This window comes from Tsukamurella sp. DT100 (genome assembly GCF_049844855.1).
Lineage (GTDB): Bacteria > Actinomycetota > Actinomycetes > Mycobacteriales > Mycobacteriaceae > Tsukamurella.
Window position 1 is genome coordinate 275,416 of the sequence record NZ_JBNCLV010000003.1, and the last position, 9,776, is coordinate 285,191.

The 9,776-nt window shown below is 70.4% G+C and carries 10 protein-coding genes; 8 read left to right on the forward strand and 2 right to left on the reverse strand.

Annotation, left to right across the window (positions count from 1 at the left end; genetic code table 11):
* The first annotated feature begins 157 nt into the window (after positions 1-157).
* The 3 genes from ACLQ3K_RS08455 to ACLQ3K_RS08465 all read left to right on the forward strand — a co-directional run bounded on the left by ACLQ3K_RS08455 (position 158) and on the right by ACLQ3K_RS08465 (position 2,843).
* Positions 158-1,027 carry a 3-hydroxybutyryl-CoA dehydrogenase gene (locus tag ACLQ3K_RS08455; RefSeq protein WP_224651746.1) on the forward strand — a complete coding sequence of 290 codons (870 nt, stop codon included), beginning with the start codon at positions 158-160 and terminating at the stop codon, positions 1,025-1,027.
* Positions 1,028-1,104: 77 nt separating this feature from the next.
* The gene (locus ACLQ3K_RS08460; protein ID WP_425998534.1) at positions 1,105-2,055 is read left to right on the forward strand and encodes an NAD(P)/FAD-dependent oxidoreductase; all 951 of its coding nucleotides are present in this window, start codon (positions 1,105-1,107) and stop codon (positions 2,053-2,055) included.
* A gap of 35 nt (positions 2,056-2,090) precedes the next feature.
* Positions 2,091-2,843: a class I SAM-dependent methyltransferase gene (locus tag ACLQ3K_RS08465; protein ID WP_425998536.1), complete on the forward strand. Its 753-nt coding sequence runs from the start codon at positions 2,091-2,093 to the stop codon at positions 2,841-2,843.
* A gap of 13 nt (positions 2,844-2,856) precedes the next feature.
* Here the strand turns inward: ACLQ3K_RS08465 and ACLQ3K_RS08470 are convergent, their stop codons facing one another.
* Complete coding sequence (locus tag ACLQ3K_RS08470; protein WP_425998538.1) at positions 2,857-3,741, reverse strand: LysR family transcriptional regulator; 885 nt, start codon at positions 3,739-3,741, stop codon at positions 2,857-2,859.
* 123 nt (positions 3,742-3,864) lie between these two features.
* On the opposite strand from ACLQ3K_RS08470, the gene ACLQ3K_RS08475 reads away from it, so the two are divergent.
* Complete coding sequence (locus tag ACLQ3K_RS08475; RefSeq protein WP_068626462.1) at positions 3,865-4,614, forward strand: SDR family oxidoreductase; 750 nt, start codon at positions 3,865-3,867, stop codon at positions 4,612-4,614.
* Positions 4,615-4,700: 86 nt separating this feature from the next.
* The gene (locus tag ACLQ3K_RS08480) at positions 4,701-5,930 is read left to right on the forward strand and encodes a low temperature requirement protein A (protein ID WP_425998541.1); all 1,230 of its coding nucleotides are present in this window, start codon (positions 4,701-4,703) and stop codon (positions 5,928-5,930) included.
* A gap of 406 nt (positions 5,931-6,336) precedes the next feature.
* On the opposite strand, the gene ACLQ3K_RS08485 is transcribed toward ACLQ3K_RS08480, so the two are convergent.
* Positions 6,337-7,191 (reverse strand): polyphosphate kinase 2 family protein, encoded by an 855-nt coding sequence (locus ACLQ3K_RS08485; protein ID WP_425998543.1) that lies wholly within the window; start codon positions 7,189-7,191, stop codon positions 6,337-6,339.
* A gap of 170 nt (positions 7,192-7,361) precedes the next feature.
* Here ACLQ3K_RS08485 and ACLQ3K_RS08490 point away from each other — a divergent pair, with 170 nt between their 5' ends.
* The 3 genes from ACLQ3K_RS08490 (at position 7,362) to ACLQ3K_RS08500 (ending at position 9,665) form a co-directional block, all read left to right on the forward strand.
* The gene (locus tag ACLQ3K_RS08490) at positions 7,362-8,585 is read left to right on the forward strand and encodes a DUF445 domain-containing protein (protein ID WP_425998976.1); all 1,224 of its coding nucleotides are present in this window, start codon (positions 7,362-7,364) and stop codon (positions 8,583-8,585) included.
* An 85-nt stretch (positions 8,586-8,670) separates the two neighbouring features.
* Positions 8,671-9,051, forward strand: coding sequence for a helix-turn-helix domain-containing protein (locus tag ACLQ3K_RS08495; RefSeq protein ID WP_224651758.1), 381 nt, complete (start codon positions 8,671-8,673; stop codon positions 9,049-9,051).
* Complete coding sequence (locus tag ACLQ3K_RS08500; RefSeq protein ID WP_224651760.1) at positions 9,048-9,665, forward strand: heparin-binding hemagglutinin; 618 nt, start codon at positions 9,048-9,050, stop codon at positions 9,663-9,665. The genes ACLQ3K_RS08495 and ACLQ3K_RS08500 overlap by 4 nt, the downstream gene beginning before the upstream one ends.
* The last annotated feature ends 111 nt before the right edge of the window (positions 9,666-9,776 follow it).

Consider the following 9,776-nt stretch of genomic DNA (forward strand, 5'->3'; position numbering starts at 1 on the left):
GAACTGGCAGGCCCGCCTCTCCGGGAATCTAGCCGATCGCAGGCGGTCCGTGACTTTCGTCGCGGGCCGCCTGTGGCGTATGTGGGTACGTTCTGGGCGTACCCCTGCAGAGTTACCTCCGTCTCACCTCTAGTCGTTGTTACGTTAGGAAGTTCTTATGAGCGAAGCAGTTTCGCGGGTCGGCGTCGTCGGCGCGGGCCAGATGGGCGGCGGCATCGCCGAGGTGTCCGCGCGCGCGGGCGCCGACGTGCTGGTCTGGGAGGCCACCGAGGAGCTCGCGGCCGGCGGCCGCGCCCGCATTCTCAAGTCGCTGGACCGCGCGGTGTCCAGCGGCAAGATCACCGAGCGTGAGCGCGACCAGGCCGCCGAGCGGCTGAAGTTCACCACCGACCTCGCCGACTTCGCGGACCGCCAGCTGGTGGTCGAGGCGATCGTCGAGAACGAGGCCGTCAAGGCCGAGATCTTCGGAAAGCTCGACGCGGTCATCACCGACCCCGACGCCGTGCTCGCGTCCAACACCTCGTCGCTGCCGATCCAGCGCATCGCCACCGCCACGAAGAACCCCGGCCGCGTGCTGGGCCTGCACTTCTTCAACCCGGTGCCCGTGCTGCCGCTGGTCGAGGTGATCAGCTCGCTGTCGACGTCGGAGGCCGCAGCGGCGCGCGCCGAGCAGTTCGCGTCCGAGGTGCTGGGCAAGCAGGTCGTGCGCGCGACGGACCGCTCCGGCTTCATCGTCAACGCGCTGCTGGTGCCGTACCTGCTCTCGGCGATCCGCATGTACGAATCGGGCTTCGCCACCGCCGAGGACATCGACAAGGGCATGATGCTCGGCTGCGCCCACCCGATGGGCCCGCTCAAGCTGGCCGACCTCGTCGGCCTGGACACGGTGAAGTTCATCGCCGACGCGATGTACGCCGAGTACAAGGAGCCCACCTACGCCGCGCCGCCGCTGCTGCTGCGCCTGGTGGAGGCCGGCTACGTCGGCAAGAAGTCGGGCCGCGGGATCTACGAGTACCCCGCGAAGTAGGTTCGCCCCGGGCGAGAATGTTGCTGAACCGGCAAGGAAACTTGCCGGTTCAGCCGTTTCCGGCGCACGGTGGAGCCATGAACGCAACGCAGATCCTGGACACCGTCATCGTCGGCGGCGGGGCCGCCGGCCTCACCGCCGCGCAGGTCCTCGGCCGGGCGCGACGGGACGTCACCGTCGTCGACGCGGGCGCGCCCCGCAACGCCCCGGCCGAGCACATGCACGGCTACCTCGGCCACGACGGACTGAACCCCGCCGAGCTCCTCGCCATCGGCCGGCGCGAGGCGCAGGCCTACGGCGTGCGCATCCTCGCCGGCGCCGCGACCGGCGTGCGCCGGGACGGAGACTTGATCGAGGTCACCGTCGGCGACGAGGTGCTGCGCGCCCGCACCCTGCTGGTCGCCACCGGCCTCACCGACGTACTGCCCGACGTCCCCGGCGTCGCCGAGCGCTTCGGCCGCGATGCCATCCACTGCCCCTTCTGCCACGGCTACGAGGTGCGTGACCGGCCACTCGCCGTGCTCGGTGGCGACAACCCCGCCATGTCGGTGCACCAGGCGCTGCTCATCCCGCAGTGGTCCCGCGACCTGATCTTCTTCACCAACGGCCTGGAGATCGACGACGCCGACCGGGCGCGGATCGAGGCGCGCGGGACCCGCATCGTCGACGGTGCCGTGGCAGGCCTGGTCGTCGAGGACGATGCCCTGCGCGCCGTCCGCCTCGCCGACGGAACCGAGATCCCGCGCGAGGCCGTCTTCGTCGGCCCGCGATTCGTGCCGCAGGACGACCTGCTCCTGCAGCTGGGTGCCGAGCGCGGCGCCGCCGGGCCCTTCCCGACGGTCCCCGTCGACCCGATGGGTGCGGTCGCCGGGCAGCCGGGCGTGTGGGCGGCCGGCAACGTCGTGAACCCGATGGCGCAGGTCATCGTCGCGGCCGGAGCGGGCTCCGTCGCCGCGACCGCGATCAGCGCACACCTGCTCGAGCGCGACATCGCGGCGGACCTCGCCCGGGTCGCGCCCGCGATCTGACCCGGCCCGGGAGGGCGGCGCGCTAGCGTGGCCGCATGACCAGCGCACTCGACCGGGTGGAGGCACTCCTCGACCCCGGCCGGCTCGGCCGGGAGCCCGACCGCAGCCACGGCTACCTCGACGTCCTCGGCCCCGACAGCGCGAAGCCGACGGGCCTGAGCAACGCGCTGATGCACAACCCGGCGCTGGCCGCGGTGTACGAGAAGGCGTGGCGGCCCGCCTTCACCCGGCTGTTCAGCATCGGCGGCAGTGGCACGCTCAGCCGCACCGACGTGCTGCTCGAGGAGCTCACCGGCCGGGGCGAGCAGAAGGTCCTCGACGTCGCCTGCGGGCCCGGCCTCTACACGAAGCCGCTGGCCCGCAAGCTGCGCGGCGAGGGCGTCGTCGTCGGGCTCGACGTCTCCGAGGCCATGCTGCAGCGCGCGGTGCGCGACAACACCGACGACCGCGTCGCCTACGTGCGCGGCAGCGCCCTCGAGGTGCCCTTCCCGGACGACACCTTCGACACCGTGGTCTGCCTCGCCGCGCTGTACCTGATCCCGGCGCCCCGGCTCGCGGTCCGCGAGATCTGCCGCGTCGCCAAGCCGGGCGGCCGGGTGGCGCTCTTCACCTCGCTGCAGACGCCGCTCACGTCGGTCCTCGGCTCGTCGACCGCGGAGCGCGTCTCCGGCTTCCGCTGGTTCGGCAAGGACGAGATCACCGGCTGGCTGCGGGACTACGGCCTCGTCGACGTGCAGCAGACCGTCAGCGGGCAGGGGCAGTTCGTCACGGCCCGCAAGCCGCAGTGACCCGGCGGGGCGGTCACGCCGGGGGATAGGCGGCGAGCAGCTCCGCGCGCAGCGGGTCCGTCGTGTGCGGCGCCCACAGCGCCTGGACGGGGACCTGCGGGGCGTCGTCGAGCTCGACGACGGTGACCCGGCCCCCGAACCGCGGTCCGGCGGGACCGGTGACGAAGGCCGCCGCGTGCGGCGAAGTCAGGACGGCCGTCGCGGGAGGCGTGCCCTGGACGCGGTTGACCAGCAGGTCCGGCTCGAAGCCCGCGCGCCGGCACTGCGCGACGAGGAAGTCCGTGTAGAACGAGGCGTGCGGCGGCGCCCACACCACGATGGGCGCGCCGGCGAGATCCGCCAGCGCCAGCGACTCCCGGCCGGCGAGCTCGTGGTCGTGGTGCAGCGCGACCCGCATCCGGTGATAGGTGAGCGTGACCCCCGCCAGCCGGTCCGGGAGGGCGACGCCCCGGCGCAGCACCAGGTCGACGGTGCCCGCCTCCAGCTCGTCGGTCATCGCCGACGGGAACAGCTCGCGCACGGTGATCGACGGCGACTCCGGCCGATCGATGAGCGGTTCGAGCAGCTCGTAGGCCTCCTCGGCGGTCACCGCCGGACTCCGCCCCACGACGAACACCCGCGGGCGGTCCGCGCCCGCGGCCCGGGCCCGCGCGGCGAGGAGCCGGGCGCCCGACAGGACGGACGGCGCACCGTCGTACAGGGAGCGGGCGGCGGCGGTCGGGGCGAGGCGGCGCCCGGACCGGGTGAACAGCGGCGTGCCGAGCTCCCGCTCGAGCTGGCGGAGCGCGGCGGAGAGGGCCTGCTGGCTCAGGTGCAGGCGGGCGGCCGCGGCGGCGAGGGAGGGCTCCTCCATCGCGGCGACGAACTGCTCCAGGCGGCGTAGATCGGGTGTGGTCACCCCGCCAGCATTCCACAAGCAGTATTGGTGAATCCTTCGGAAAGATTCGATTGTTGCTTGTGTGTTCACTGCGTACTTTGGGTATTGCAAAGGGTATCCCAACTCGACGAAGGAGAGACATCCATGACGAAGCTCGCAGGGAAGACCGCAGTCGTCGCCGGTGGCGGCAAGAACCTCGGCGGCCTGGTCAGCCGTCACCTGGCCGGCCTCGGTGCGAACGTGGTCGTGCACTACAACAGCCCGTCGTCGGAGGCGGAGGCCCGCGAGACCGCGGCCGCCGTCGAGGCCGCGGGCGGCAAGGCGCTGCTCTTCCAGGGCGACCTCACCGCGCCCGCGAAGGTCACCGAGCTGTTCGACGCGGCCGTCGCCGAGTTCGGCGGCGTCGACGTGGCCGTCAACACCGTCGGCAAGGTGCTGCGCAAGCCGATCCTCGAGACCAGCGAGGAGGAGTACGACTCCATGCTGGACATCAACGCGAAGGCCGCCTACTTCTTCATCAAGGAGGCGGGCCGCACGCTGAACGACGACGGCACGCTCATCACCATCGTCACCGCGCTGCTCGGTGCCTTCACCGACGGCTACTCCACGTACGCGGGCGGCAAGTCGCCGGTGGAGCACTTCAACCGCGCCGCGGCCAAGGAATTCGGCGTCCGCGGGATCAGCGTCAACGCCATCGCGCCCGGCCCGATGGACACGCCCTTCTTCTACGGCCAGGAGACGCCCGAGCGCGTCGAGTTCCACAAGTCGCAGGGGATGGGCAACCGTCTCACGTTCATCGAGGACATCGCGCCGATCGTCGACTTCCTCTCCACCGACGGCCACTGGATCACCGGCCAGACGCTGTTCGCGAACGGCGGTTACACCACGCGCTGACAACGGCGCGCGCCGGCGGTCCGGCGGGCCTACGATGATCGACGTTTCGTGCGATCACGAATACGACGACGAGCAGGAGATCTTCTGTGACCGATGGACCGTCGGCGGTGCGCCGCCGCTTGACCCGGATGGCGGGGCGCGACCCCCACGAGGAGGGCCGGACGGCCACCACGCTGGAGCTGTTCTTCGACCTCACCTTCGTGGTGGTCTTCTCCCTCGCCGGGGTGCAGCTCGCCGACGCGATCGCGGAGGCGCACTACTTCACGGCCTTCCTGGGCTTCGGGTTCTGCGCCTTCGCCGCGATCTGGGCGTGGATCAACTTCACCTGGATGGCCTCGGCCTTCGACACCGACGACTGGCTCTTCCGCGCCGTCACCATGCTGCAGATGATCGGCGTCTGCATCATGGCCCTCGGCATCGAGCCCTTCTTCACCTCGGTGACCGCCGGCGACCGGCCGAACAACACGGTGCTCGTCATCGGCTACGTCGTGATGCGCGTGGCGCTGCTCGCGCAATGGGCCCGCGTGGCCGTCTCCTCGCCGCAGTACCGCTCCGCCGCGATCACCTACATCATCGCGATCACGATCGCCCAGATCGGCTGGCTGATCACGGCGTTCGCGCCGCTGACGCTGGGGCAGATCATCGCGGCCGGCCTGGTCCTGTACGTCGTGGAGCTCGGCGGGCCGTACATCGCGGAGCGGCGTCAGCGCACCCCGTGGAACCCGCACCACATCGCGGAGCGCTACGGGCTGCTCACCATCATCACGCTCGGCGAGGGCGTTGTCGGCACCGTGATCGCGCTGCAGGCGCTGCTCAAGGCGCAGGGCTGGAGCCTCGACATCGCCGTGCTCGGCGTCGCGGCGATGGTGCTCAACCTGTCGATCTGGTGGATCTACTTCTCGATCCCCGTCGGCCACGCGCTGGTCCGCAACACCAACAAGTGCTTCGCGTGGGGCTACGGGCACATCGTCATCTTCATGGCGATCGCGGCCTTCGGCGCCGGGCTGCACGTCGAGGCGCTGGGCATCTCGCACGAGGCGCACGTGAGCAACGTGGTGGTCGCCTCGGCGTTCGTGCTGCCGCTGGCCGTCGCGGTGCTCGGGATCGAGATCATGGACGCCTACCTCACCGGGTTCGACGGCCACCGCGCCGTCACCGTCGGCATCACCCTGGCTCTGCTCGGCGCGGGCGTTGCGGCCGTCGCCGCCGGGGCAACGCCGCTCGCCGCGCTGGTGTGGAGCGCGATCGCGCTGCTGGTGCAGGTCGTCGTCGAGGAGCTGTGGTCCGGCAAGCGCCGGGCCGAGCGCCTCGCGTAGGCCCGACGGTGCCGGGGCGGTTTGGCCCCGGTGCCCCGGTGCGCCGGGCGCGCGCCATCGGTGACCATGTCGCTTCGGTGAGCTATGCGCGCCGCGCATACCCCTATCGATGCAGTTCAGGGCAGTTTCCGGGGGGATGGGTATGCATCCGATGCATACCCGACTAGGGCGCCTAGTGCGGCGATCCAGGCACCGCGGCGTCCGCGGACCCGGCAGGCGGATGCTGCCGCACCGTCGTCCCCCGCGCCGCGCCGATCCGCGGCTCCGGCGTTCGAGCCCCCACGAGAAGCCGCGCTTCCAGTGGGGGAGCGGTCGTCCCCCGCGCGACGTTTCCTCCCCAGTCGACGCCGCCCGGCACCGTCGGACCGGGTGGCCCGGCCCCGTCGGACCCGACGGGGCGGAGCGGTCAGGCCTTCTCGAGCCGCGCCCTCTCGTGCTCGACGTCGAAGTCGGCGGGCGGCCAGTCGAGGTTCAGGGCCTCCAGGGCCTCGATGAGCAGCTCGGTGATCGCGAGCCGGCTGAACCACTTCCGGTCGGCGGGGATGATGTGCCACGGCGCACCGTCGACGTTGGTGCGGTCGAGCATGGCCTGGTAGGCCTCCTGGTACGTGGGCCAATAGCCGCGCTCGTCGATGTCGGCGGGGTTGTACTTCCAGTACTTGTCGGGGCGGTCCAGCCGCTCCGCGAGACGCTTCTTCTGCTCGTCCAGCGAGACGAACATCGCGCACTTGACGATCGTCGTGCCGGCGGCGATGAGGTCTTCCTCGAAGTCGTTGATGATGTCGTAGCGCGGCTCCCAGACGGCCGGCGGCACCAGGTCGTGCACGCGCACCACCAGCACGTCCTCGTAGTGCGAGCGGTCGAAGACGCCGATCTGGCCGCCCTTCGGGGTCTGCTTGTGGATGCGCCACAGGAAGTCGTGCGCGAGCTCCTCCTCGGTCGGCTTGCCGAACGAGGCGGTCTTCACGCCCTGCGGGTCGACCATGCCGATCACGTGCCGGACGATGCCGCCCTTGCCGGCGGTGTCCATGCCCTGCAGCACCAGCAGGACCGAGCGGTGATCGCCCGCGCGGCCGTTGGCGTAGAGCAGCTCCTGGAGCTCCGAGAGTCGGGCCCCGCGCTCCGCGAGGAGCTGCTCGCCGAGCGCCTTGTCACCGTCGAATCCCGGCTTGCCGGAGGTGTCGATGTCCTGGACCGTGGACCCCGGCTGCCACCGCAGAGCTGCGGACGCGGAACCGGACCAACCGTTGTCGTTCGCCATGGAGTCACCCTATCCGGCACGCGGCCCCGATCTTCGGGCAAGATCGACTCGTGACGGTGTCATCTCCCGCGGGAACCCCGCAGTCGTCCGGGACGAGTTCGACGTCCCGCATTCCGGCGAGTCCGTTCGGCGGCACGCCCGACGACCAGAAGAAGCGCGACCTGCGCAAGATGAAGGCGCTCGCCCTCTCCTTCCTCATCGGCGCGGCGATCGTCTACCTGTTCTGCGAGTACCTGGACACGAAGGGCTCCGATCTCTCCATCGCCGGCCCGTGGGTCGGCTACGTCAAGGCGGCGGCCGAGGCGGGCATGGTCGGCGGCCTGGCCGACTGGTTCGCCGTGACCGCGCTGTTCCGGCATCCGCTGGGCCTGCCGATCCCGCACACCGCGATCATCAAGCGCAAGAAGGACCAGCTCGGCGACGCCCTCGGCGGCTTCGTGGAGAGCAACTTCCTCACGCCCGAGGTGATCGCGGAGAAGGTCGGCTCGCTCGACCTGAGCGGCCGCGTCGCGAACTGGATGGCCGACCCGGACAACTCGCAGAAGCTGGGCGGCGAGGCGGCCAAGCTGGTCAAGGTGATGAGCGAGGTGCTGCGCGACGAGGACGTCGAGGCGGTGCTCAATTCGACGATCATCAAGCGGCTGGCGGAGCCCGAATGGGGCCCGCCCATCGGGCGTCTGGTGGAGACGCTGCTGCAGGAGCAGCGCCAGCTGCCGCTGATCAACCTGCTCGCCGAGCGCGCCCACCACTGGGCCCTGGGCAGCCAGGGCGTGATCGACAAGATCGTCGACACCGACGGTCCGCAGTGGTCGCCCAAGTTCGTCAACTCGCTGCTGGGGGAGCGGATCTACCGCGAGCTCGTCGAGTTCACGTGGAAGGTGCGCAGCGACCCGGACCACGAGGTGCGGCAGGCCATGAGCACCTTCCTGTGGGACTTCGCGTCGGACCTGCAGCACGATCCGCGCACCATCGCCAAGGTCGAGGACGTCAAGGCCGAGCTGATGGGCCGCGAGGAGGTGCGCACCGCGGCGCAGGCGGCGTGGCGGGCCGCGAAGCGGATGATCGAGGCCTCCGTCGAGGACCCCGATTCCACCCTGCGGGAGAAGTTCAGCGAGTCGGCGGCCCGGTTCGGCGTCCGGCTGCGCGACGACCAGGGGCTGCGCGACAAGGTCGACTTCTGGGTCGACCGGTCGGTGCGGCACCTCGTCGAGAACTATGCGAGCCAGATCACATCGATCATCACGGACACCGTCGCGCGCTGGGACGCCGACGAGGCCTCCGGCAAGATCGAGCTCGCCGTGGGGCGTGACCTGCAATTCATCCGGATCAACGGCACCGTCGTGGGCTCCATCGCGGGCCTGGTCATCTACTCGATCACCCAGATCTTCTTCTGATTGAAATCACCCTGCTAGCAAACTGCTTGCAAGAGCTAGCACTAGCTGTTAGCGTGGTGTCAGCCGCGCAGACGGGAGACCGGAAATGTCGAGCGACGAAGAGACCGTAGAGAATTCGGGATCTGACATCGGAGCGTTCATTCGGTCGCAGCGTCTTGCGGCGGAGGTGTCCATCCGGCAGCTGGCCGAGCGGGCGGGGGTTTCCAACCCGTATCTCAGCCAGATCGAGCGGGGGCTCCGACGACCGTCGGCCGACGTGCTCGGGCAGATCGCCAAAGCGCTGCGGCTCTCGGCGGAGGTGCTCTACGTACAGGCCGGGATCCTCGAGGAGCGTCCGGAATCTCCGGTGCGCGACGCGTTGATCGCGGACACGACCATCACCGAGCGGCAGAAGCAGGCACTTCTCGAGATCTACGAGAGCTTCCGCCGCGAGAACGAGACTGCATTGAAGGAGATCACCCCATGACCGAGCAGACCCTGAAGACCCCGCTGTTCGCCACCATCGGCGCCGGCGATTACGCGTACGAGGCCGTGTCCGAGGTGATCGAGAAGCTGCGCGCCGCCGCGACCGACGCTTCGAAGGACTTCGACGCCCGCGTGGCCGAGGCCAAGGCCAAGTTCGAGGACGCCACCGGCACCGCCACCACCAAGCTGACCGAGGCCAAGGACGGCCTGCCCAAGGACGTCGACGAGCTGCGCGCCAAGTTCACCGCCGACGAGCTCCGCAAGGTCGCCGCCGCCTACATCCAGGTCGCCACCGACATCTACGACTCGCTGGCCGAGCGCGGCGAGACCGCCTTCGAGCGGATCAAGTCCGGCTCCGTGATCGAGGACGCCACCGAGCAGGCCACCAAGGCCTACAACTCGGCCGTCGAGCTGACCGAGTCCTCGCTGGGCCAGGTCGCCACCGCCACCAAGCAGGTCGGCGAGCGCGCCGCCAAGCTGGTCGGCCGCGCGGGCGACGAGGTCGAGGCCGCCGCCGACAAGGCCGAGGCCGCCGTCGAGGAGACCACCGCGAAGGCCGCCACCGCGGTCAAGAAGGCCGCCCCCAAGGCCGCCGCGAAGAAGACCGACGCGTAATCCGCGTCACTGAAAGCTCCACCCCGGGGGCGCCCCGGGGCGGTGGCGGCGGGGCCCCCGGGTGTTCGGGTGTGGAGGGGGTGCAGCGAGGCCGTGGCGGCCGCCGACGCC

Bases quoted from the DNA above. Each gene is read 5' to 3' on its own strand.
- ACLQ3K_RS08500 (WP_224651760.1), top strand. From the start codon at position 9,048: ATGACCGAGCAGACCCTGAAGACCCCGCTGTTCGCCACCATCGGCGCC.
- ACLQ3K_RS08465 (WP_425998536.1), top strand. From the start codon at position 2,091: ATGACCAGCGCACTCGACCGGGTGGAGGCACTCCTCGACCCCGGCCGG.
- ACLQ3K_RS08455 (WP_224651746.1), top strand. From the start codon at position 158: ATGAGCGAAGCAGTTTCGCGGGTCGGCGTCGTCGGCGCGGGCCAGATG.
- ACLQ3K_RS08475 (WP_068626462.1), top strand. From the start codon at position 3,865: ATGACGAAGCTCGCAGGGAAGACCGCAGTCGTCGCCGGTGGCGGCAAG.
- ACLQ3K_RS08485 (WP_425998543.1), bottom strand. From the start codon at position 7,191: ATGGCGAACGACAACGGTTGGTCCGGTTCCGCGTCCGCAGCTCTGCGG.
- ACLQ3K_RS08495 (WP_224651758.1), top strand. From the start codon at position 8,671: ATGTCGAGCGACGAAGAGACCGTAGAGAATTCGGGATCTGACATCGGA.
- ACLQ3K_RS08460 (WP_425998534.1), top strand. From the start codon at position 1,105: ATGAACGCAACGCAGATCCTGGACACCGTCATCGTCGGCGGCGGGGCC.
- ACLQ3K_RS08490 (WP_425998976.1), top strand. From the start codon at position 7,362: ATGAAGGCGCTCGCCCTCTCCTTCCTCATCGGCGCGGCGATCGTCTAC.